Raw genomic sequence first — 22,814 nt, forward strand, 5'->3', positions numbered from 1 at the left:
ATGTTTGTCAAAGAGGCAATTTAAAAAAAATTGCTTAAATTCCCTTACGGTTGTCATGGACAATGGGCGCGCTCGTTGTCTGCATAGAAAAACGCACTTTGCTCTTTCTTTGCCAATTCTGAAATTGACTTCATAAATAGGTAGTTTTTGTGAAAAAAATAAATATTGCTTTATTCTTTACGATATAGAGGCACTATTCTTCCATGTGCGTTTTTCCGGGGTTTCGCTGTTGAAAGCCACTTCGTCCAAAATTGTTTGCGGACAGGGACTGCTCACCGCTTTTCCCGTAAAAGCGATTGTGTCCAAAGGTTGGTCCGCTATTTTTATGAACAGCGTATCGCTGGGATATACCAATGAAAAGAAATGTACCACTTCTGAATCCTTTGCAACACCCAAACCATTGAAATCCTTTAAATTCCCTTCATTGTCTTTCTGATACAGCTTCAATTCAGTTGTATCGTACAGCGGCGAATCCGAGAAAAATAAATCTGAATTAGTTTGTTTGTTTAAAACATTAAACCGCAAAGTGTCGGGGTTGATCACCGCAAGACAGGGTTGTTTTTCTTCTTTAGAACATGAAGCCACTAATATTCCCAACCCTATAACTAACAATAGTCCTTTTGCAAGCGTACCAATTAAATCCTTCATGATGCATTTAAGTATATTTTATAGTAGACAGAGTACAATTCCCAAACGCTACATCGTTTTGATCCTAAGTTCTAATATATCGCGGACGCGTGCCGTTCGATAGCACTTCCTATCGGTTTGCTTCTCGTAATGTCGAAAAGTAAGGATTGATTTAAGTATCGAATCCATATTCCCCTTGGAATAGCTGACCAAACCTTAAATAGGGTCACTGAAGTTCCGATAAAAAACGGATCCGTCATGCCAACAGTTCGCGACATTCACAGCTATCTCAACTATACCTAGGAAACTCATCCGAATCGTCCATCCGTCGGGTCACAAAATCGATCAGCATCTTCAAAAAAGGTGTCCTGTCTTTTTTCCGTATCCGCATGGACTGGAAATATCCGTAATAGTTGGATACCTTGATATTGAAGCATCCACACAGGTATTCAAACACCTGTTTTACGTCAACCTGACCATTATTGAACACGCCGGCGCTCTGAAGCGCGTACGCCAGCTCGATAAATTGCGCTTTCGTTGCCGTCCAGGTGAATTGGTAGCCGGGTGCCGACGGAGCATCTATGACCCTCATTGATTTCAATTCGGCTACCAGGTATTTCTGCAATCGTTCGAACGCCATGAATTTAGCGAACAGATATGAGCCGACGGTTGAAAACTGCGGGTCCGCTTCGGGCATTTCCGGAACAAGTGCGGTCCGCACGGACGCCCCCCTCACGAAATAGAGGCTGTCCATCTCACTCCCACCGCGTTTGAAGTATTGGTATAGGAAGGCCTGGAGACTGAAATATCGATAGTAATAATCCATCAGACTCCGATAATACTTAGCCAATTGCTTGCCGACAGGTGGTTCATTGGCTATGATTGCCAGACGCTCCGAATAGTAGACGCCCCATTGGTTAAATTTCGGCTTCACGTCTTTGAAAAAGGCAATTTCCTCACTTTCGTTAGCCGGTGGATTTTCCACGATATGTTTTTTGATGATATCCAGATACCTGCCGGCGCACGAAAGCGCTTTCATCATGCTACGCGATAGGGAGTCCATTCCGTTTTCAACAGCCTCTAATTCTGTTTCCATCTGCTGGTATAGATTGTTAGCAAATTCCTTTGATTCCATCGCTTCCTCCTTTCCATAGGCTAAGTGCAACACATCGCCGGATAGATGATTACCGGATGCCCGGTCGGGCAAAGTGAGGAAATTTAGAGCATCTGCGCAAGTGGCATAGGTGACATGCACTTTCTTTTAACGACCGTGGAATCTCGAGTTTTAGGTATACCAACAGCGTTTTAAGATGGCAACTGCCGTCTGCAATTTTTTCTTTATTCGTTTAAAGCGTTTTGGGCATCATATTTGGTTATGTCTTTTCAATGGCTACGCCGCTCAATCACCACCCCGTATTGGATTCTCCTCTCTCCGAACTCCACGGCATCAGTTCTGATTTTATCCGCATTAGTAAAAACCTCGGGTTTAAAAATATCCGCCAGATGACCGATCGCGGGTGGGGTGAACTTATGCGGATGGATGGCTTTGATTATGGATGGTTCAATGAATTAGTGCGTTATCTAGATAGGCATGGGTTGCTTGACATGCTGGAGAAAGATTAAACCACGGATTACTCAATCTTCTGGGCTGCTGCAAGGGTATCAAGCCGCTTTACCATCAGCATGAGCCATGCACGCATGATGCGCACGGTCTTGGGAGCCACGTTATTCGGACCGAATTTATTTCTCATGTATCCGGTGGACGGGTTATCCGTTCTTTCCGTACGGATGTGGTTGCGTATAAACACATAGAGACGCGAATGGTTCTTCGATTTGATGAAACCTACTTCAATCATCAGCCAGGCGAGCAGCAGCAGTTCCTGTATGGTGGCTGCGATATTGAAGTAAAAGTGTTCACGGCCATTATTTTTAGCATTACCCCAATGTTGGCTGGTTGACTTCTTGGCACGTTTTATCCTGTCGAGTTCATACATAATGCATCCCTTTATGGAATCGCGAATGTGCCCGGTTTTCGAATGGTAGGCCATCTTGGGCGATACACGCACCCGCTCCATCTTCCTGAGCAATGTCTCCAGTTCTTCCTCCTTTTCCTCATAGGTAGCGTTGCTATCGATAATTTGGTCAATATAAGAAAGCATGTACCGATAGAAGCCAATGTTATTTACGTTGCAGCTCACCAACGCCTCAATGATCGGAACCGTCGCATCCGTTCCTTCCCGATGATAGGAGATCGTGGAGTTCACCTGGCCGATCAGCTTAGTCCGATAATCGAAATATGCCCAGGTAGACCCTTCAGGATCTCCATTTTTGTCATCCAACAACAAACCGGTAAGCAGCTTAATCAGCCGGTTGTCTGCACGAACCTCTTTCAGTCTATTGCGTAATTCTGCGGCTCCATCGACCGTAGCCAGATCCTGCCGTAACCCGATTGGTACGGGCAGGGAATGGTCAAAATGATCCGCATGGTTGTCATGCAGGTATTGCAACACATAGGTTATCTTACGATGGATTTCCGATAACATTTCTACAATCTGATTTCCACGCTTACTGCATTCAAGCAATGCGGCATGGCAGGCATCGGCACGGGTAGTGAATCCCAGTTGAGTCTGCCGAATGAAAATAGCAAGCGCTTCGTTACTGGCTGAATCAGCGATCCGTTGTTCTAGTTTCGATAGTAACTTATCAAATAAAACATTCACGGATTGTCCGTCGTTGGGCTGTATTTTGCCATCAGCAGGATCACATCTGCCATATATCTCAAGAAATTTAGTCAGTTTGGTTAGCTCTCCCCTCACATCGGTACGCTCCTTTCTTGGGTGTGAAATAACCGCAGGCGGACGACGCCAACTACGATATGTGTGCTGCTATCTGTTACAAAATAACGCAATTTTGACCTAAAAGTATAATTTATTTTCCCGAACGTTGTCACCTATTTACCGTCTTCCATGAGTAAATTCCACCCCTTATTCACTTGGGTGACATTTTTGATTCCAAAATGTGCCACTTGACAACCTTACCCGCAATACTTTTCTTTACTGTACTTTACAGATATTATTAGTTTTGAAAACACTGGATGAATTACTTTCCAACCTCGGTTGCGACGAACGTCAACGGGCATTGCTCCTGCCGTATTTTCGGCACGAGCGGCTACCTCGCGGACTGGAATTATCCGCGCGGCGGGGCAGGTGGAATAACCTGAGCATTATTTCAACCGGCTATCTCCGCGGCTATTTCCAGCACAGCTTCGAAGATTACACCCTCGGTATACTAGGCCCAGGAATCGCGCTTCCGCCGCTTGAATATTCAGGAAGATTCCCGGTGGATATTTTCCTGGAATCCGTTACACGCGCGGAGCTTGAAACGTTTGATATTCAGGAAGCCATTATTAGGTCGCCCGAAATATTGCCTACCTGCCTATTGTTGCTGCTCAAATCCTATGATCGCTTCATCGGCGAACTGGCATTCTGGGCATCGCTGGGCCGCCTGCCCCGTGGCGAATCGAGGGTCGCTGAGGTATTGGACCGTGACGACCATCTCGTGGGAAGCGTGCCCAATGGTGTGTTAGCTTCCGCAACCGGAATGAGCCTACGCCATTTCGTCCGTATCAAGAACAGCGGGAAAAGGCCATAGGTTCTGCGATTCCGCCACCGTGCAGCGGGCATAGAAGTTCACGGTGATTTCCGAAGCACACAATCCGTGGACGGCCACACTTAGCGCTTAGTTGACAAAAATTTAACACAGCCTTATCCATCAGCAAAAATCCACCTGACAATTTGCGTTGCTAAGAAACAAAAACGATGGAAATAAAAAGCACTGATTGCTGCCGATACTAATATTCAGAACAAAATCTGCCGCCATTCGTTAATAACTTAAAGGAAAATTCTGAAGCCAATCATGAACTTCACGAACGTACCCATCAACATTGACGGAAATATGTATTCCTTTAATTTCGAATATAAGGAACAGACTGAATACGGGCAAGCCTGCTTCATAACCAGTGGCGGCGGCGAAATGATCATTGATGAAGATTTCGCCATTATCCGGAACGACTTTCCCGATGAGTGGGTTCCGTCAATCATAGCCAAACTAAAACAGCTATTGGATTTCGATGTCTGACGCTTTAGACATTTATTCCGGGGATCGGGGATCGGGTTTTAGGGTCATTCTTTGACACTTCGTGACGGCGACTGACGGCACACCGAATTCAAGGGTGACTGTCCCTTCCACAATATAAATGCCTGCTCCCCGAAGCGGGTACGCCTGGAGGAATTTGGGAAAATGCACGGTGTCAAAGAAATCACCCTGCGAATCAAGGAATGTCCCAAACTTCATCATTTCTCCATTTTTGGTCCGCACAAACTTCTCGGCCACGAGATCACCCGCTATCCAGACCGTCTTGCCGGATAAATTCGGCAAATCCTTTGCCAAGGGCAGGGCACGGTACTCGGACTCCGCAAGATCGAAGAGCGTACCGGACACGCCAAAGCCAATCAATTCCATTTCATCATACAGGTCTTCGACTAGGCTATCGGTAAGTTTGGGCAAAACGGGTTTTGCACTTTCTGTATGGAATAGCAGTTGCCTATCCGCATGCTGCGATTTTTGTCCTGACAGAAGCACATGCGCTTCCCAAAGCAATTCTTTTTTGCCTATGCCCATGCAGCGGAAGGCACCGATCCGTATCAGGATGATGAGTTGTTCCAATCTGGTTCCCGTGCGCATAGCAAAATTTTCCAAGGAAGTATAATCGCCATTCTGCCGTCGCTCGCGCGGGATGATCTCAGCCAGTTTCTTTTCAAGATTGAGCAGGCAATCAAATCCAAGAAAGATTTCGCTGCCGTAAATAGTGGTATTGTAAACGCTTCGGTTTATACAAGGCAGGCAAACGTCCGCACCTGCCTTTCGGGCCTCATTCACATATACTTTGCGTTGGTAAAAACCACCGTAATTGTTCAAAACGGCCACCATGAATTCCTTCGGATAATAGGTTTTCAGGAATAGGCTTTGATAGCTTTCCACGGCGAAGGATGCACTGTGTGCTTTATTGAAACTATACCCTGCAAAAGATTCCATCTGCCTCCAAATCTCCTGTGACACTTCCACGGGATAACCCTGTTTCCTGCAATTGTCAAAATACTTATCCTTTATTTCCACAAGGTGCTCTTTGCTTCGGTATTTTCCTGACATCATACGCCGCAACACATCCGCATCGGCCATATCCAACCCTCCGTATGCATTTGCAATTTTCATCACATCTTCCTGATAGACCATAACGCCATATGTTTCCTCAAGCTGTTCGCGGAAAACCGGATGGGGATAAGTAACCGTGGAAGGATCGCGGTGACGCTTGATATATTCTCCCATCATACCTGATGAAGCGACGCCCGGACGGATGATGGACGATGCTGCAACGAGCGTAAGGTAATTATCACAAACAAGCTTAATCAGCAGTTGGCGCATTGCCGGAGATTCGATGTAAAAGCAGCCGATGGTATCCCCTTTCTTTAACCGTTCGGCAATTTGTGGGTCGGAGAAAAAGCGCCTCGGATTCGAAGTATCTATAAACTCTCCTGTATTGTTGCGGACAACTTCACGGCAGTCCTTGATATGACCGATCCCACGTTGACTTAATATGTCGAATTTTTCAAAGCCGATGTCTTCGGCTGTATACATATCCATCTGTGTGGTCGGCAAACCCTTTGGCGGAAGGTCCAGCGCACAAAATGAAGTCAGTGGCGACTCACTGATGAGCACACCGGAGGAATGGATGGTACGCTGATTGGGAAAATCGGCACCGGATAGGCGGGCGAACGAAGACAGAATAAGTTTTGTTACGCGGTTACTGTTTAGCGGGTTACCGGGTTCGTTTATTAACCGGTCGATTTCGGCTTTCGGCAAGCCATAAACTTTGCCGAGTTCACGGATCGTGCTTCGGTCTTTGAAGGTAGACATTGCACCCATCAGTGCAACATGACCATTGCGGTAGCGCGGGAAGATGTATGCATACATTTCGTCCCGTTCGGCCCAGCTGAAATCCACGTCAAAATCCGGGGGTGTCTTCCGCTTCGGGTTCAGAAAGCGCTCAAACGGAAGGTTGAGCTGCAATGGGCATACATCGGTAATCCCAAGGCAATAGGCGACCAATGAGTTTGCCCCACTTCCCCGGCCCACATAATGGAATCCCTTTAATCTCGCATACCTGCATATATCGTCCGTGATTAAAAAGTAGCTTGCGAAGTCGAGTTTGTCAATGACGGACAATTCACGCTCTGCCCGTTCCCAAGCCGTGCGGTCGGTACCATATCGCTTGGTAAACCCATCCTTGGTATAGCGAAAAAGAAGCTGCCGGTCATCATCCCTATTTCCGGTAAACGTCCGTTTGTTTTTTACTTCCATAAAGTTAAAGTCAAATCGGCATTCCGATAGCAGGCGGTTCGTGTTTCTGATAAGCTGGGGAAAAGGCTTGAAGGTTTCAAGCAGCTTGGCGCGCGGAACAAAACCCTCGTCCCTTGTGGCAGCTTGTGCTTGTTCCAACTGCGAAAGCAGAATATTGTTGTCAATTGCCCTAAGCTGGCAATGCAATCTATAATCATCACCGGCATGGGTAACCGGCGCAAGGATGACATACCTTTCAAGGTTGACTTTCGGCTCGCGGACAAGCCGGGTAGCTTCTGAAGGACGAATACCGATGTATTCATTGTCCCGCAGATCGGTGACGAGGCGGGCACCGAAGGGGTAGACGACGAAAGCATCCGAAAATTCCGGAGCAACCTCCGGTAGAGGCCGGCCCCGAAGGTTGGCCGAACTCATGTGCTCGTTAAGTTCCCTGAATCCGTTTCCGTTCCTGGCTATCCCGATATATAGCAGTCGGTCACCATTCCGGTATTCCATGCCCGGCAGAACATTCAATCCGGCATCCCATCCCATGCGAATAAAATCCAGCACCCCGGAACTGTTATTGATATCGGTTAATACCGCCGTGTCGTATCCGTTAGAAAGCATTCCCTGCACGAGATCTGCCAGACCCAATGTACCAAACCGAAGGCTGTAATAACTATGCAAATTCAGTAACATACCCCGTCATCATTTCTATAAACATATCGCCCGCTGCACGGCGTCGGTGCCGAACCGGTTTCTTATCCGATCCATTGCAGCCATCAAATTGATTTCCTCAATCGCGTCATCAAAAAGATCAATCTGTAGACTACCGGATATGAGGTGGCTGAATTTGACGCCAATAAGCCTTACCAGCATCCTCCGGCTATAAAGCTTGGCAAAGAGTTCCATAATTTTAGCCGTGATGGTGCGTTCAGAATTGGTGTAAGGTATCCGGGACTGCATGGTATGCGTATCAAAGTTCGTGTACCGGATTTTGAGGGTGATGCAGCCGGTTAATTTGACATCCTTTCTCAAATCGAAAGCCAATGCATCCACCATGCTAATAAGTGTCTTTTTAAGGATACCCATATCAATCGTATCGGCCTGAAAAGTCGTTTCCTTCGACATGCTTTTCTGCTCATGGAATGGCACCACCGGACTGTCGTCCATTCCGTTTGCCTTCATCCATATCATTACCCCGGTCTGGCCGAACACACGGCGCATGGTAAACGCTTGCATTTGCTGGATCATATGGATATGGCTGATGCCGAGTGTGCCAAGCTGTATAGCCGTTTTTTCTCCAACCATCGGGATTTTGCTTACCTTCAGCGGTGCCAGAAAGGGTTTTTCCTGCCCCGAATCAACCTTCTGCTCCCCGCAGGGTTTGGCTTCACCTGTAGCGATTTTGCTCACGGTCTTGCTCGTGGAAAGTCCGAAGGAAACGGGCAAGCCTGATTCCTTTATAATCCGTTGCCGGAGTTCGCGTGTCCATTTCCAGCAACCAAAAAAACGGTCCATGCCGGTTATATCAATATAGTGTTCATCAATGGAAGCTTTCTCCACCATAGGTGCACTGCCCTCGATGATCTGCGTGACCAGGTTTGAATATTTGCTGTACAGGTCGTGGTCCCCGCGTACCAGTATGGCTTCCGGACAGAGCCTGAGCGCAAGCTTCACCGGCATGGCACTATGCACCCCGAATCTGCGGGCCTCATAACTGCAAGAGGCAACTACCCCCCTGTCACTGCTTCCACCGATAAGTACGGGCTTGCCGACAAGGTCGCTGTTGAGCAACCGCTCCACCGACACGAAAAACGTGTCAAGGTCACAATGAACAATGTTTCTCTCTGCTTCAAAGCGTGCCATAACAAAACAACAAAGGGCCACAAAATTACTAATTATTTTAGCTTAAAATCATAGCGTTGCAGAAAGAAAGATGATAATTGATTGGTAATCAGTTTAAAAATTTAATTAAACAACAAGTACAAAACAATAGCTAAGCACGCTTAAAACTTATACGTTAAGGACTTTGTCGTAACGTTGCTTATGTCCTTCGCGCAGATCATACCAGTCAACTTCCTATCCCTTGACCCGCATTTTTGGAAAAATCAACGCTGACTCCTTCCAATTTTGACCGAAAAATGGGACATATTGTGTCATACCTGCGGATTGGATATGTGGCTAACTTTGTTTTATAATAATAGCTAACGATCGGCTTTCGCTTAAAAAAGCATAACTAAAATAAAATGGAAACAGCAGGCGTCAATAAAAAAGCTAAGGAAGTGAGCGGTGAATACAAAACATTTCTTGATTCCCGTGGGATTGCCACGCTTAAGTCCGGCCCATACCTGTTCCATGGCAATGCAATGCTTGACAATCGTTGGCTGCTTTTCATCAGTTTAACGGTATTGGAATTCCGTTCCAGAGGCCCACTCATACTGTCACAGCTTGCCAAAAAGAAAGTAGCCTTCCGCATCCCGATAAATACCCTTTCCCATTACCAGATCAACACCGGAGAGCTCGGAGAAGAAAACACAGGTCGTGTAATAGTTATATATCCAATTGACGGGAAAACAGCATCGATGATTGCCACAGACATCATAGCCTTAACCCGTGACGCGGAAGGAATCGCCGTACCGGACGCCATATATCTCGGCGGGAAAGTTTATGCAGCCTACAGCAAGCAAAGTGAAAAAGAGAAAGGTACATTTCGCATAACCCTGCCCCAAAAACATCCGTTTTCCGGGGAAGTGGTTTATCCCCCGGCACCCAAACGGTTTATCGGAAAAGGTTATGTTCCAGCCCGGATCATCAAGACCGGGCCAAAGGGCGATATAATTCAGGCCGTAAACGTGCGGAAACTTTCGTTTACCTGGTGCCTTGTCAAACAGGGCAAAGCTTACGCTGCCGATGACGAATACGGCAGGGATATCAGGCATCGGCTGCTATGGCAATGGCAATTGCTTACAAGACTACAGGGGCTATGTCCGGTCCCAAAGGTTGTCGACTATTTTGAGAATAAAACGGGTACGTATCTGGTTACTGAATTCCTGGAAGGGCAACCACTGAATGAGGTATTCGCCAAACTACTTGCAGGAAAGTCCTACAATGAAGCATCAAAAGAAAACAAAACTGCAATCCTGATGCTATTTAGCCAGCTTACGGATATACTTGCCCGGCTACATGATGCAGGTATCGTACACCGGGATATTACAGCAGCAAATCTTATCAAGGATAAAAGAGACCAGCTCCATCTCATTGATTTTGAGTTAGCTTTTGATCTGAAAAAATGCGAACCCTTTCCGCCATTTGTGCATGGGACATTCGGTTACGTCGCCCCTGAACAGGCAAGCTATTCAACCCCCTCTGTAAAGGAAGACATTTACTCGCTCGGCGCGATGATATACTTTGGCCTTACCTACCAGCAACCAAAAGATTCATTGCTGATTGGTAAACCGGAAGCGCTGACCAAACTGCCCATATCCTGCAGCTCACCGGCCTTGGTAGCTATAGTGCAAAAAATGCTCCGGAATAATCCTTTCGAGCGGCCCTCTATCGCTGCAATCCAAGAAGTATTGGATAGGGAATTAAATGCACTGAAAGACAGCCCTATTGCCCGGAAGGCCATCACCTTGCCACACAAGGCGGCAATCGAGCTGGTAACAGGACTTTTATTCTTATTTCTCGCGATCAGCGGCGGATCGAAATTGTTCAATCTCCAGCAATTCGGTTATGACATGAATTCGCAGCCAATTGCAGATTGGCTTAAGCCAATCCTTACACAGGTCATTCCATACGGCCACTTGTTATTAGCAGGTTTAATTTTGGGCGGAAAAACAAGATTCTACGGGTTGCTTGGGATTCTAGCGGTGATTTCGGGGTACCTGTTATACATAATGGCCATCCGAATGGACTTCTTCGCATTCCAGCCCTGTTCCTGTACCTGGGTATACAAAAAGCTGGGTTATGAGCAAACTTTCGCGCTGAATCTTATTTTCTGGCTTTGGACAGTGTACCTCGTTGCTTCCAGAGTTTTTGATTGGATGGCCAATAAACTCAGCATCCGTAAAAGAAGCAATCTGCAAAAAAGGAGAGTAAAATTCATCCATGAAATCACTAAATATTAATAATCGGGAATTAATAGGATTCCCAAACACACATATATAATTTTTATTTATTAACCATTAAATTTTATCGCTATGAAACGCTTTAAATTAGTATTTGTCGCCGCCTTAGGCATCATGGGTTACGTCGGTGCGGCAGCATCGGCAGGGGTGAATCAAACTGGGACTTTGTATCATCGAATTTCTGCAAACAATTATGAGGAACTGGACCCGGAAGAGCAGGGTACGGGATCTGGACAATGGCAATGTGCTGCAAACGAATTGGAAACATGTCTTTATGAAAAGACTACCGCAGCTCCAATCAGTGATGCAAATGCAGAAGCGGTATCTTCAGGTGACTTTGTAAGGAATCAGTAAATGTTTCATCCGCACTTTATTGGGAACATGTCAGGGTTTACATGTTCCCATTTCTACTTTAAAGCTGACTATCAATCAAACTAATCAATGTATCTTTCCCTCCGCCAAGTTGCTTCATATTCGAAGAGATAAGACGCCCATTTTTGTCTATTAAATATGCAGTGGGAGCGGCACTGACATTAAGGACTTTACAAATTTCATGTTGGAACCCTTCTCCCTGTGTATAAAGATTAATGCCTCCAGGAGCCGTGTATTTGTTTTCTTCAATGGCCCTCAACCATGTTTGCTTATTTTTGTCCACAGAAACAGAAACGAAAACGACATTCCGATTCATTTTGTAGTATTTTTCAATATCCGACAATGTATTTCTATACAGCATGGCACATGCGGCACATCCTTTAAACCAGAAATGCAAGTAAACGACTTTGCCTTTGAAATCGCCTAAGGACACCAAATTGCCTTCATCGTCAGGCAATGTGAATTCAGGAAAGATATTACCTTTAGAGAAGTGAATTGACACATTTTCAAGAAGGCTCTTAAAGGCTACATATTGTATACTTGGAAATCCTTCATCAATTTTTGCTCTCAGCTCTTGCTCTCCCATTGAACTAAATGCGGTAAGGAGTTGGAGGGTAAGTACCTTTTCCCTCAAAAAGCCATCTGTGTTCTTTTCCGCTATTGATTGAAAATCACTGAATTTATTTTTCAGATAGCTTTCTAGGCGCATCCAATCATACACGGTCTCCACAAAGGTTGGCGAAAAAGCAAAGATCTTGTCCCTTATGGAAAGAAAATTATATTTATCAAGCACTTCAAGCGAATATTCCCAATTCTCTACTGACTCGACCAAGTTCCCGTTTCCATAGTAAAAATTAATAGCTGAAATAGGCTGCTTCATTACCCTTCCTATAACTTCAGCTTTTAACATATCAATAAAAGACTTAGAATACCGGGATTGGTATCTTCCAATTTCATTAAGCATGTCATCTAAAACGATAGCACTGTTCTTGAAATAAATATCCTGTAACTTTCTGTAACCATATTGGCCTTCTCGCTTTAATCTGTTAATCTCTTCTGACTTTAAGACTGAAAGGGAATCAGAAACTGCATTTTCAAGGACTGACAAACGGTTGCTAAAGTTATATTTTTCCGCTCCATAGCCTCTAAATACTAAACCGGATTCCGTTTTCTCTATTAAAATATTATCTCCGGATTCAGCAACAAAGCGGTCGATTAAGAGTGGATGACTTTTCCCATTTATAAGGGTAACTACAACAATAGAATCGGGTAATTCAAAATCAAAAATATAATACCCCTGATCGACAATAGGTTTCATTCTTTGTATAGGGGACACGGCTTCTTGGCGGGGAAGATAATCATTGTTATAGATAAGCAGCGTTAAAGAAGAATCAGACACCATATTCAATTTGGCCCTAATTTTAAATCGATGGTTCGTTTGGGCTGCAATGGGAGAAAGAAAACCGGTAATTAAAACCAGGCAAGTTATACGGAGAAAACACATAAGTCAATATTTATCTTTGGATTAGTTTCGAAGATTCTGTGTCAGATTATTTAAGCGAATTTCTTCGGATGGTATTGGCAATGCGAATCGGTTGCTGTTTGGATCAAGCCGATAATTCTGTCCCTCAAAATTTCGTTCGATAGCTATTCCTTTACCTTCCAAGTTGAGTCTTCTGATATCCTGCCAACGCAGACCACGGAAGACTAATTCTTTTCTTCGTTCGCTAAGCACGATTTCTAATGCTTCTGCTTGACGAGATTCAGAGTATGGATTAAATTCTCCTTCCTCAAAACGGGTACTCAAAAGTTGATTTAAAACGCTAATCCCCTCTTCGACCGATCCTGTTCGAACCAGACATTCAGATTTGATTAGATACATTTCGTCCACGGCCAAACCGCCAAAGGGTGCGGTCTGATGGCCAAAGCTCCAATTTATATTAGCTTTACCCGCATAGGAATTTGATGGCATAAAAAACATTGTTTTTCTTAAATCACCATTTTGATAAGAACTATAAAGTAAAGTATCGATAAACAGTCCAGGCATTAGCCCCCGGCTAAATATTCGATAGTTGGCACCTAACATGCTTGCCCACAAACATTCGGTATGATTGAGAGGTAGTGAATAGGGCGATGGCAGATCTTTAAGCTGGTTAAAATCCAAAAGCTGATCATATAGATCCAGACAGGAATTTACGGTTTCCAATGCCAGTTCATATTCGCGCATTGAAAGATAAATCCGAGCTAATGCACCCAATGCAGCTTCCTTGGTAGGACGATTTCTATTATCGACCATAAGCCCCTCCGGTAATATCTGTGCGGCTGCACCCATATCTTCACGTATAAGATTATATGTATCAGCCAACGATGCCCGCTGATATTCCTCATCAACCCCCGGCAATATTCTAAGCGGCACTCCTAACTCAGTTGCGGCCGTCCTCGAGTCATAGGGTGAAGAGTACAGCTGGGTTAGGTTAAAATAAGCATATGCCCGGCTGAAAGAGGCCCAACCTTTTGCGTAGTCCCATTGATCGGCATTACCATCGTTTCGAGGAATTTCATTTAACCCTGTCAGGACCAGGTTTGCTACAAAAATTTGCTTGTATGAATAATTCCAATCGTGGATTACAGATGTCCCTTCACCAAAGCTTTCCATAAAAAGATATGCGTTGCGATGGAAAATTTGGGGGATAACTGCCAGTGTTTTTTGATCCGGTATGTAATAATTATCAGAGGAGACTTCGCCCAAAATCGGACTTGAATTCATAATCTGGTAGTTATCCATTAACCGGAAATAGTCATCTAACGTCTGTGGTACAACGAGATCCGTCGTCGGCTTTACGTCCAAATATTTTTGACAACTACAAAAAAATGCAATTAATAAAGATGCCAATAGGATGGTGATCAATTTCATGACAGTAGATTCTTTCATTAAAAACTTGCTTTGATTCCGAATGCAATACGTTTTTGTTGGGGTAGATCTGTGTAATCCGGATCTAAGTCCGATTTTTTCCATATCGTTCCCAACTCAGATAGGTAAAGATTTAATCCAAAAGAAGAAAAGGGTAACCACGCTTTTCCTCCTAGGTCATATGACAGTTGAATATCTTGTAATCGGATCTGATCGCCGCGTTCAATCAAAATTTCTGAATTTTCATAAAACCGATCCCGGCTTGAATTTCCAGGATAAACCATTGACGGAACGGTCGTTTTCATTTCGTCTCGCGGTTGCTGCCAACGATTTGAAAAATCGCTATTCCCTGGATAAACCAACGTAAATAATCCATTATAATTAATGGTAGGACGCCGGAAATAATATCCTCCTTTATAAAGCATATTGAAAGACAATGTAAAATTCCGATATTGCAACGTGTTCCTAATACCTCCAAACCATTGGGGAACCGAGGTCCCGTTATATTTTACATTTTCTTCGGTATCATTGCCCACCAACGTACTCCAGGCATTACTCACTTCACCATCTAAATACCCCAAAGGGTCTCCCGTTTCAGGATCAAGTCCTGCCCAACGATAACTGTACAACGCACTGAAAGGCTTTCCTTCATGCAATCCAAGGGCCGTTGTAGCTGCTTGGTAATTTGTAATCTTATCAGATGTATAGCTTATCAAAAGATTTGTCTGCCAAACAAACCGATCAGTTTGGATAATATTTGAATTCAAGGTGAGATCCAATCCCTTACCGTTCATATCTGCAACATTACCCCGGAATTCATCGAATCCTGTTGAAGGGGTCAACGGGCTGTAGCTTATTAGGTCAGTTGAATTGCGTGTATAAAACTCGACACTTCCTGATATTTGATTATTTCTCAGGCCAAAATCAATACCATAGTTTCGTAGATTAATTTGTTCCCAGCGTAGCGAGGGATTCGGAGGATTGATTATTTCAGAAACATTGGTTGCAAAATAGTTACTATAGAAATATCGGGCTGTGGTAAATGCTGATACCGATTTATCGACATTACCGCTATACCCATGCGTAACCCGAATACGTAAATATGGTAGCCAGGCCAGCCGGTAAAACGTTTCATCACTTACTTTCCAGCTTCCTCCGATAGACCATAAGGGAATTGCTTTCTGGTTTGACTTAACACCAAACAGGTTGTTAGCGTCCTTTCTTCCACTAATTGTAAAGGTGTATTTACCGTTATACGTGTAAGCTGTATTTCCGTAGTATGAGTAGGAGCGGTCAGCCGTTCCTCCTGTAGCCGAACGGAACGGTATGCTACTGGCTCTACCTGTAACAATTGTGGGATATCTATTTACATAATCCATAGCGCTGATTGCACCAATATCCTTTTCATAGCCATAGTAACGATAGCTGTCAAAATTCCCATTCTGCTTCTTGACCTCTGCCCCGGCAATAGCAGTCACTTCATGATTTCCAACCTTATAATTAAAATCAATTTGTCCCCGTAAATTGTGAGAATAAAAACTTGATTGGTTGCGATCCAGAATATCGCCTTCGGGTACAATTTTATTCAAAGTACCTGTTGACCCATCGACTTGAGTGAATTGGTTAACAAGATCTCTTACGAAAAAAGATTTTTTGCTCCGAAGACGGTCCTGAACAGTATTTCCACTTGAATATTGATAAAGGACATTGGCAGAAAACAGCTTACTAAATTTATATCTCAATCCGGCATTCACAATGGTCGTGGTTGTATACCTCCTGTCATTATATAAAACATATTCTTCCAAAGGTCTTCGAGTCCAGTCTAACAATTCGCCTCCAGCAACCGTATCAAGAAAAGATTTCCGGTATGTGTAATCCATGTTAGGTTGGCCATTTTTATCCACTAACGGAATATAAATACTGGTTGGCCGCATATCAGGATCACCAGAAGAAGGTGCAAAATTGTTTCTATTCATTGCGAAATTGATCCCTACATTAGCTTCTAACCTGTTATCAAGCATATAATAGGTATTTGCCGCATTCAAGGTAATCCGGCTGTCCCGTTCCTTCGTTAGTTGGCCACGGTTACCATCATATCCCGCAGAAAACCAGTACCGATTCTTTGATCCGCCGCCGCTAATGCTTAGCGCGTTCTGCTGATTTATTGCATCTTGATAATAATACTTTTGCAAGTCGCGCCGATAGTCGAATTGAGATAACTCGCTAATCGCTGCATTTGCGTTTTCCTCGGAGATTTCTCCATTGCGAAGTGTGAACAAAATATTTTGTAAAGGCGTCATTGATTGGTATGGTACATCCGGATACCAGTCAAAGGCGCCCAAATTAAACAGGTACTGCTCCACCTCGATCATATCTGTCGTTGACATCTCGGGCCTTGCCATTAAATCCGCTTCTTGCTGGATCGTCACATTGGATGATACAGTGACTGTGGCAGATTGGTTCAATTGGCCTTTTTTGGTCGTTATAACAACAACTCCATTCCCCGCGCGTACTCCCCAAATAGAGGATGAGGCAGCATCTTTCAGTATGGTGATTGAAGCTACGTCATTGGGGTTAATAGTGGACAAATCACCATCATATGGAAAATTATCCACCACGATCAACGGATTCGCGTCGGCTTCTATGGTGCTTCTTCCTCTTACACTGAAACCTAAGTTGCTCGTTCCATTGTTAAACAGTACTCCACTGGCAATGCCTTCCAACCTATCCAAAATATTGGTTGAATAGCCTCGGTTGAGCACTTCTTCATCCAACTGAACAAAGCTTCCGGTAGTTCTTTCAGGAGAAAGCTTTTGGTATCCTGTTGAAACTTCCACTTCTTGAATCATCTGTTCCTCGGGTTGCAGGTTGATTTGGAACGGCGAGGTTCGGGACGAAATAAATTCTATATCAGTCGCAATGTAACCAACGTAAGATATTCGCAATTGCCCCTTTCGGAGGCTGGTACGTATAACAAAATTTCCATCTTTATCCGCTTTGATGGATGTGGAACTATTCACTATTTGAACGGTGGCACCCACAAGCGGCGTCCCATCGCTTGCGGATTTAACCGTGCCCTCTAAAGTTATCATCTGCTGTTGACCATGAACCTCAACTAAGGCAGTGATCATTAAAAGAACCAAAAGACACCTCATCAACCCCTCCCTCCTTTCCCAATAAAAAAAACTGCTGATGCAGCAGGACCCGCCGAAGCGTAGCCCTGCCGATCAGCGTCCAAACACATGATCTTCATAAAACGAACAAGGCCCCGGACGGGCCTTGATTCGAAAAGAAAGCGGAAAATATACGATAGCTTGGATTTTCCGCGATAGCCGTGCGAAATGGTACCACGGGCGTGGAACCCTGCATCGCCATAGCACACATAAGACTGCCTTGAGTATCTGTCGTTTCCATTGACCTCATATGTCGCGATGGAGCCAACAGATGTAAATTTTTTGGTTAGGTCAATATGATTATCGTTTATAAATCGACCTCTATACAAATGTATAGTTTTCATTATTTAATTTCATTAGTTAGTGTGGATTCGGTTTAAAACACTTTAGGGTGGTGAATTCCAGTATCGGACTGGTCGAAACGTTAAATCGGAGATTTGATCACGTTTTTATAGCGTTGGAGCGATAGGCGGTTTAGGAGATCGAAATAAACATATGTCTTCCCTCTTGAAGAGAGCCCGCAAATCAGGTGTCGGATGATAACTTTTCGTAATGAGCAGCATAACGATTGTCGCTCCCCATTTGGCAAGATTTGTACGTGATTAAATAAGTTTATTACACAGCTCATCATCATTTCAAAAATGACAACAAGCCTAAAATGGACGGAGTGGGCCCCTATTTCCAACTGTTATCGAGGCACTACCGCTAGAACCCAAAACCCAGTTTTCAATAGGAGCCCACCCCGTATTTTTGCAAAGATACAAAAAGTCCGGGGAGGCTTCCCTACTGCCTTGGGTTTCATCAAAACGCGGTAGTTTTCGATAACAAGGCTCGTTGTATGTTAGTTAAAACTCTCTTCTATATATACTCAAAACACAATATAAGCCGCCAACATCAGCGGCATACACAAATATACAATATTTTTATAATAAAATACAATTTTTTTATAATTTATTTTCTAATACAATTCCAATTAAATTGCAAGTACATATCAATCGAATTGGAAAAAGAGAATAAAAATATACATCGCGGCAAAATTTTGCACGAATCACTTAAAAACCACCTAAGTAAAATCAAGGAGATCGTAGAGGCGGCAGGTTACAAATATGGCACGTTTTATAAACATAAAAATGACCCAAACCTTTCTTATGAGATTATTGCGAAATATGGAAACGCAATGGGCAAGGATTTCTCCGTTGAATTTCCAGAAATGGCAAATCTCCCATCGCTGATCCTTGTGGATAAGGGAAACAATCGAAAATCATACGAACAACTCCAGAATGAAGTTCAGGAGTTACGAGAAAAATATTCTCATTTCCTAGACAAGCATAATACGTTGCTAGAGGCAAACATTGCTTTAAGGGAGGAGAATATAAGATTGAAGGAAGAAATTTCCGAACTGCGACAACAAACTAATTGAAAGGGAATAGAAGAAACATCATGCAAGTAAGGAAACTGTATGTAAAAAACTTCAGAGGATTTGAGGACAACAGCTTTAATCTAAACCCCCATTTCACGGTAGCGATTGGTGATAACGGCACCGGAAAATCCACCCTTTTGCATGCTATGCAAGTGGCGACCGGCGCCTTTTTTCTCGGTTTACCCCGCGTAACCAAACGGAATATTCAGGAAAATGAAATCCGGTTTGCCATCAACCTGGTATCGAAACAGTCTGAACATTTCACACCTACGATTGTAGAGGCTACCGGGCAAATTAACGGTAGCGGAGAATTTATCTGGCGACGGGTAATACCGGAGTATGGTCGAACAACATCACTGAAAGCAGAGGATGTGGGTCAAATACGGGAGATCGCCGAGCGATATTCAAAATCACTTAACAATGTTGACCGTCCTTTGTTACCACTGATTTCTTTTTACGGGGTCAGACAATTAGGCGGCAATGTTGTGAGAAAAAAGAGGATCAAGAAAAACCGTGTAATTATAAGGGACGGCTACTACAACGCATTTGGTGCCAAGTCAGACGAAAACCCCTTTACTCAATGGTTCTATTACTATCAGGAAGAGCTGAAAGAGGGGTTGGAGTTTGAAGGAACATTTGAAGCGGTAATCGAAGCCATCGAAACAGCAATACCGTACCTTAAAAACGTTTCATTCGATAATTTCCGTCTGGAATTGGTGGCCGATTGTGAGATCGAGGGACAAGCGACAAAAAGACTTCCTCATTCGTTGATGAGCGACGGCGTGAAACGGATGCTGGGCATCGTAACGGACATTGCATACCGATGTGCCGTACTCAACGGCTTTTTAGGCAAGGATGCCGTAAAGGGTACTAGCGGGGTTGTGATGATCGATGAACTGGATATGCATCTGCACCCCAATTGGCAACGTGTGGTTGTGAGAGATTTAAAGAAAGCGTTCCCAAATCTACAATTCGTTGTGACCACCCACTCGCCATTCATTGTACAGTCCGTTGAGAGCGATGAATTGGTTAACCTTGACTTCGTTATGGATATCCCACCTAATGAATTGAAAATCGATGAGGTGGCCACAGATGTGATGGGTGTAGACAGCCCGTTTGCAGTAGACAACGAGCAGCGATACCAGAAAGCCAAACATCTACTTGAATTGATAGATTCCGGAGCACAGGCGAGCACGATTTCCAAAGCTATCGAAGAGGTGTCAGACCCCGGCTTGCGGGCGTTCCTTGAACTGAACCGGTTGTCTAAAGGAAAATAACGCCGATGAGACCCCTGGATAAAGGAAAGACTCCTACAAACGATAACAACGAGGTTAAAGTAAATGAATACGCGGAATGGCGTGCGCATTTAATTTCTCGTATAGGTTACTATTGCGTTTATTGCAATATACCACTGAGCCATAGCCTTAATGTTGAGCATGTGGTGCCCAAGGTGCCTCAAATGGGACAGGCCGCCGGTGAATACCTCGCTTGGGAAAACATGCTTTTATCCTGTGGTCCGTGTAACAGTGCAAAAGGCAATAAACCTGTTGACACAGATAACCTTTACCTGCCTGAATATAACAATACGCTGTTGGCATTCGATGTTGAAGTTCACCCGGACAACCCCAATGCTGCGAGAACGGTTCCCAAGAATGGGCTAAATTACCTCCAGCGCCAACGAGCAGAGAATACGATAAATCTACTCGGACTTGACCAGATAGATAACCGCGCACGGGTAGTGGACATCAGGTGGAAAAAAAGGAAAGCAGCAATATTGCTCGCTGAAACGGCTTATTCTCTATATAGCCAATTAAAGGAAACTGCACCCAACAATCTACCAAAAGCAGCCGAGTACATTGCTCGGACCGCAGCCGAGTCAGGCTTTTTTGGTGTCTGGTTTAAAATCTTTGGACTGGAACCGCTGGTAATGGAAAGACTGCTTGATACTGATATTATACCCGGTACGGCTACGGAATGTTTCCATCCTGACACATATGAACTGAAACCTCGGAATCCGAAGAACAAGGAAGACCAGATATAGTTCCAGATTTTTAGCCTACATTTGGGTGTATTGAACCAATAATCCCGATTCTTGGCTATGAACAATTCTCTTAAATTCGTTAACATACGAAATTTTAAAACAATCGTCCATCGGATATCATCGGGATCAAAATAAACCGGGAATGCCCGCCAGCACTCCCGGCCACTACATTGTGAACTGTCGCTCCGATTCCTACTAAGATCGAATCGTATTCACCCAAAGTTCCCTAAGATACACATTTAAGTTTGTGCTGAAATTCATATCGGCGGCATTCGTCAAACTAATTGCCCAAAACTGCGAGAATCCGGCTGTATCTACCCGATTGTCAACAACATTTTACAAAAAATCCGATATTCTTGATTAAATTTTATCGCGTACCTTTGTTTGAATTATCTAAGGGCCAAACATCATGAAACTAATTTTTATATCGCTGGCCACTTTGTTGATTGCGGCGTGCTCTTTGGGTTCCAAAGAGAAAAAGGAAGTTGCCGAGACAGGCATTGATGACACGCAGATTACTGGGATATACAGTTTTGGATTGGGCGCCGAAAAAGGGAGAACAGGAGCCATTGTCATTTTTCCGAATAATGACAATTCTTTCCTGTTCGGCATGGAATTGTCGGTAGGACCCCCATCCTATAACTCGGGTTCACTTTTCGATACGTTAAGGATGGATGGCTCCAGCAGGACGGCTTTTTACAAGGGAAAAAACAACTATGGGGGCAGGGGCTGCAAATGGGAAGTAACTTTCCACGGTGATTCGTTGACCATAAAAACGCTTGAGGGTGCTGACGAATGCGGTTTAGGCAACGGCGTATCTGCCGATGGTACATACCGATTGTTGGATCGGACCCTACCTACATTCTACACCAATCAGCAGGGTGATACCATCTATCGCCGGGACGATCGCCCATGACGTTCACACAGGTGGTGTTGCCGCAGGCGTTTCAAAATAGAGAAATTCTATCCATTTTTGACCATGCGGCTACAAAAACCGGTAGACCAATGATACAGCAAAAGATCTGTTCTTTACAGTGCTTTCGGGGTTAAAATCCGCCCATTTTGGCTGTAGGTCCGCAATGCCGAGTTGCATGTCGAACGTCAGAGCGTATTGACTGAAAAATGCATAGCCCAGTTGTAAATGCGCCCCGTAATCCCACGGTTTAGCATAAACATGAGTGTTCATGTCGGCGGCATAGGAATTGTCGTTTTGGAAGGCGATATCACCCTTTCCATCGATCATGATATCGCCCAGTAATACGGGGCCGCTTGTCGTCCATGTGCCCTCGGTACCATAACCGACGTATGGCCCTGCCGCCACCAACAGCTTACCGGGGCCGATCCTTGGACTATATAGCAGGTCCACTGGCAGTTCGATATACGAAACTCTCGCTTCAAAATCACTACCCCATCCAAGATAAGATACTTCTGGCTGTTTGAATCCCCTTCTTGCATATTGGAATATGGGCCGAATGGCGAATTGGTCTGATAAATAGAGGGCTGCGCCTAATCCGAGATAAATTCCCGGCACAGAATATGTGTTGGCTTTGTTTCCATCTGGATCTTTGCCGGTCACCTTGGAATAGCTAAGGCCAGCCTTCATTTCCCATCTTAGTTGCGCGAAACAAGCTGTTGTTATACCCATAAGGGCAAGCAGAAAAAATAGCTCTTTATTATTCATGATGGTCTATCAATTGAGAAGACAAGCTTATAAATATCTTGATGATTCAGCCCGCGCTGCGCA

Annotated in this window: 18 protein-coding genes; 9 read left to right on the forward strand and 9 right to left on the reverse strand. The window is 44.3% G+C overall.

Annotation, left to right across the window (positions count from 1 at the left end; all coding sequences use genetic code 11):
* Nucleotides 1-177: 177 nt before the first annotated feature.
* Both JHJ32_RS07445 and JHJ32_RS07450 read right to left on the reverse strand, forming a co-directional pair.
* Nucleotides 178-648 carry a hypothetical protein gene (locus JHJ32_RS07445; RefSeq protein ID WP_200120509.1) on the reverse strand — a complete coding sequence of 157 codons (471 nt, stop codon included), beginning with the start codon at nucleotides 646-648 and terminating at the stop codon, nucleotides 178-180.
* A 268-nt stretch (nucleotides 649-916) separates the two neighbouring features.
* Nucleotides 917-1,723: an RteC domain-containing protein gene (locus JHJ32_RS07450; RefSeq protein WP_200120510.1), complete on the reverse strand. Its 807-nt coding sequence runs from the start codon at nucleotides 1,721-1,723 to the stop codon at nucleotides 917-919.
* A gap of 260 nt (nucleotides 1,724-1,983) precedes the next feature.
* Here JHJ32_RS07450 and JHJ32_RS07455 point away from each other — a divergent pair, with 260 nt between their 5' ends.
* A complete protein-coding gene (locus tag JHJ32_RS07455) occupies nucleotides 1,984-2,250 on the forward strand; it encodes a hypothetical protein (RefSeq protein ID WP_200120511.1) in 267 nt (88 codons plus the stop codon).
* An 8-nt stretch (nucleotides 2,251-2,258) separates the two neighbouring features.
* On the opposite strand, the gene JHJ32_RS07460 is transcribed toward JHJ32_RS07455, so the two are convergent.
* On the reverse strand, nucleotides 2,259-3,443 hold the full coding sequence (locus JHJ32_RS07460) for a hypothetical protein (protein ID WP_200120512.1): 1,185 nt from the start codon (nucleotides 3,441-3,443) through the stop codon (nucleotides 2,259-2,261).
* A 265-nt stretch (nucleotides 3,444-3,708) separates the two neighbouring features.
* On the opposite strand from JHJ32_RS07460, the gene JHJ32_RS07465 reads away from it, so the two are divergent.
* Both JHJ32_RS07465 and JHJ32_RS07470 read left to right on the forward strand, forming a co-directional pair.
* Complete coding sequence (locus tag JHJ32_RS07465; protein ID WP_200120513.1) at nucleotides 3,709-4,278, forward strand: hypothetical protein; 570 nt, start codon at nucleotides 3,709-3,711, stop codon at nucleotides 4,276-4,278.
* A 264-nt stretch (nucleotides 4,279-4,542) separates the two neighbouring features.
* Nucleotides 4,543-4,764 carry a hypothetical protein gene (locus JHJ32_RS07470; RefSeq protein WP_200120514.1) on the forward strand — a complete coding sequence of 74 codons (222 nt, stop codon included), beginning with the start codon at nucleotides 4,543-4,545 and terminating at the stop codon, nucleotides 4,762-4,764.
* Between the two features lie 12 nt (nucleotides 4,765-4,776).
* Here JHJ32_RS07470 and JHJ32_RS07475 read toward each other — a convergent pair whose 3' ends face one another.
* Both JHJ32_RS07475 and dinB read right to left on the reverse strand, forming a co-directional pair.
* Nucleotides 4,777-7,722 (reverse strand): DNA polymerase III subunit alpha, encoded by a 2,946-nt coding sequence (locus tag JHJ32_RS07475; RefSeq protein ID WP_200120515.1) that lies wholly within the window; start codon nucleotides 7,720-7,722, stop codon nucleotides 4,777-4,779.
* 15 nt (nucleotides 7,723-7,737) lie between these two features.
* Nucleotides 7,738-8,892: a DNA polymerase IV gene (gene dinB / locus JHJ32_RS07480; RefSeq protein ID WP_200120516.1), complete on the reverse strand. Its 1,155-nt coding sequence runs from the start codon at nucleotides 8,890-8,892 to the stop codon at nucleotides 7,738-7,740.
* A 380-nt stretch (nucleotides 8,893-9,272) separates the two neighbouring features.
* Between dinB and JHJ32_RS07485 the strand changes: the two genes are divergently transcribed.
* Nucleotides 9,273-11,153 carry a MauE/DoxX family redox-associated membrane protein gene (locus JHJ32_RS07485; protein WP_200120517.1) on the forward strand — a complete coding sequence of 627 codons (1,881 nt, stop codon included), beginning with the start codon at nucleotides 9,273-9,275 and terminating at the stop codon, nucleotides 11,151-11,153.
* Between the two features lie 72 nt (nucleotides 11,154-11,225).
* Nucleotides 11,226-11,507, forward strand: coding sequence for a hypothetical protein (locus JHJ32_RS07490; RefSeq protein ID WP_200120518.1), 282 nt, complete (start codon nucleotides 11,226-11,228; stop codon nucleotides 11,505-11,507).
* A gap of 58 nt (nucleotides 11,508-11,565) precedes the next feature.
* Here the strand turns inward: JHJ32_RS07490 and JHJ32_RS07495 are convergent, their stop codons facing one another.
* From JHJ32_RS07495 to JHJ32_RS07505, 3 genes are all read right to left on the reverse strand, one after another.
* Nucleotides 11,566-12,927: a TlpA disulfide reductase family protein gene (locus JHJ32_RS07495; protein WP_233632557.1), complete on the reverse strand. Its 1,362-nt coding sequence runs from the start codon at nucleotides 12,925-12,927 to the stop codon at nucleotides 11,566-11,568.
* 123 nt (nucleotides 12,928-13,050) lie between these two features.
* Complete coding sequence (locus JHJ32_RS07500; protein WP_200120520.1) at nucleotides 13,051-14,457, reverse strand: RagB/SusD family nutrient uptake outer membrane protein; 1,407 nt, start codon at nucleotides 14,455-14,457, stop codon at nucleotides 13,051-13,053.
* Entirely contained in the window at nucleotides 14,457-17,567 is a 3,111-nt protein-coding gene (locus tag JHJ32_RS07505; protein ID WP_200120521.1) for a SusC/RagA family TonB-linked outer membrane protein, read from the reverse strand. Before JHJ32_RS07505 ends, JHJ32_RS07500 begins: the two co-directional genes overlap by 1 nt.
* Before the next feature lie 1,042 nt (nucleotides 17,568-18,609).
* On the opposite strand from JHJ32_RS07505, the gene JHJ32_RS07510 reads away from it, so the two are divergent.
* The 4 genes from JHJ32_RS07510 (at nucleotide 18,610) to JHJ32_RS07525 (ending at nucleotide 21,986) form a co-directional block, all read left to right on the forward strand.
* Nucleotides 18,610-19,029 carry a hypothetical protein gene (locus JHJ32_RS07510; protein WP_200120522.1) on the forward strand — a complete coding sequence of 140 codons (420 nt, stop codon included), beginning with the start codon at nucleotides 18,610-18,612 and terminating at the stop codon, nucleotides 19,027-19,029.
* 20 nt (nucleotides 19,030-19,049) lie between these two features.
* The gene (locus JHJ32_RS07515; RefSeq protein WP_200120523.1) at nucleotides 19,050-20,306 is read left to right on the forward strand and encodes an AAA family ATPase; all 1,257 of its coding nucleotides are present in this window, start codon (nucleotides 19,050-19,052) and stop codon (nucleotides 20,304-20,306) included.
* Between the two features lie 5 nt (nucleotides 20,307-20,311).
* Nucleotides 20,312-21,070, forward strand: a complete 759-nt coding sequence (locus JHJ32_RS07520) for an HNH endonuclease (protein ID WP_200120524.1) — start codon at nucleotides 20,312-20,314, stop codon at nucleotides 21,068-21,070.
* Between the two features lie 409 nt (nucleotides 21,071-21,479).
* Complete coding sequence (locus JHJ32_RS07525; RefSeq protein WP_200120525.1) at nucleotides 21,480-21,986, forward strand: hypothetical protein; 507 nt, start codon at nucleotides 21,480-21,482, stop codon at nucleotides 21,984-21,986.
* 69 nt (nucleotides 21,987-22,055) lie between these two features.
* Here the strand turns inward: JHJ32_RS07525 and JHJ32_RS07530 are convergent, their stop codons facing one another.
* Entirely contained in the window at nucleotides 22,056-22,751 is a 696-nt protein-coding gene (locus tag JHJ32_RS07530; protein WP_200120526.1) for a porin family protein, read from the reverse strand.
* Nucleotides 22,752-22,814: the final 63 nt, after the last annotated feature.

The organism is Parapedobacter sp. ISTM3 (assembly GCF_016533505.1).
GTDB classification, from domain to species: Bacteria; Bacteroidota; Bacteroidia; order Sphingobacteriales; family Sphingobacteriaceae; genus Parapedobacter; species Parapedobacter luteus.

Excerpts from the sequence above, each read along its gene's own strand:
- JHJ32_RS07470 (WP_200120514.1), top strand. The coding sequence starts at position 4,543 with ATGAACTTCACGAACGTACCCATCAACATTGACGGAAATATGTATTCC.
- JHJ32_RS07495 (WP_233632557.1), bottom strand. The coding sequence starts at position 12,927 with ATGGTGTCTGATTCTTCTTTAACGCTGCTTATCTATAACAATGATTAT.
- JHJ32_RS07485 (WP_200120517.1), top strand. The coding sequence starts at position 9,273 with ATGGAAACAGCAGGCGTCAATAAAAAAGCTAAGGAAGTGAGCGGTGAA.
- JHJ32_RS07515 (WP_200120523.1), top strand. The coding sequence starts at position 19,050 with ATGCAAGTAAGGAAACTGTATGTAAAAAACTTCAGAGGATTTGAGGAC.
- JHJ32_RS07490 (WP_200120518.1), top strand. The coding sequence starts at position 11,226 with ATGAAACGCTTTAAATTAGTATTTGTCGCCGCCTTAGGCATCATGGGT.
- JHJ32_RS07525 (WP_200120525.1), top strand. The coding sequence starts at position 21,480 with ATGAAACTAATTTTTATATCGCTGGCCACTTTGTTGATTGCGGCGTGC.
- JHJ32_RS07520 (WP_200120524.1), top strand. The coding sequence starts at position 20,312 with ATGAGACCCCTGGATAAAGGAAAGACTCCTACAAACGATAACAACGAG.
- JHJ32_RS07500 (WP_200120520.1), bottom strand. The coding sequence starts at position 14,457 with ATGAAAGAATCTACTGTCATGAAATTGATCACCATCCTATTGGCATCT.
- JHJ32_RS07505 (WP_200120521.1), bottom strand. The coding sequence starts at position 17,567 with ATGATCACTGCCTTAGTTGAGGTTCATGGTCAACAGCAGATGATAACT.
- JHJ32_RS07450 (WP_200120510.1), bottom strand. The coding sequence starts at position 1,723 with ATGGAAACAGAATTAGAGGCTGTTGAAAACGGAATGGACTCCCTATCG.
- JHJ32_RS07475 (WP_200120515.1), bottom strand. The coding sequence starts at position 7,722 with ATGTTACTGAATTTGCATAGTTATTACAGCCTTCGGTTTGGTACATTG.
- JHJ32_RS07530 (WP_200120526.1), bottom strand. The coding sequence starts at position 22,751 with ATGAATAATAAAGAGCTATTTTTTCTGCTTGCCCTTATGGGTATAACA.
- JHJ32_RS07445 (WP_200120509.1), bottom strand. The coding sequence starts at position 648 with ATGAAGGATTTAATTGGTACGCTTGCAAAAGGACTATTGTTAGTTATA.
- dinB (WP_200120516.1), bottom strand. The coding sequence starts at position 8,892 with ATGGCACGCTTTGAAGCAGAGAGAAACATTGTTCATTGTGACCTTGAC.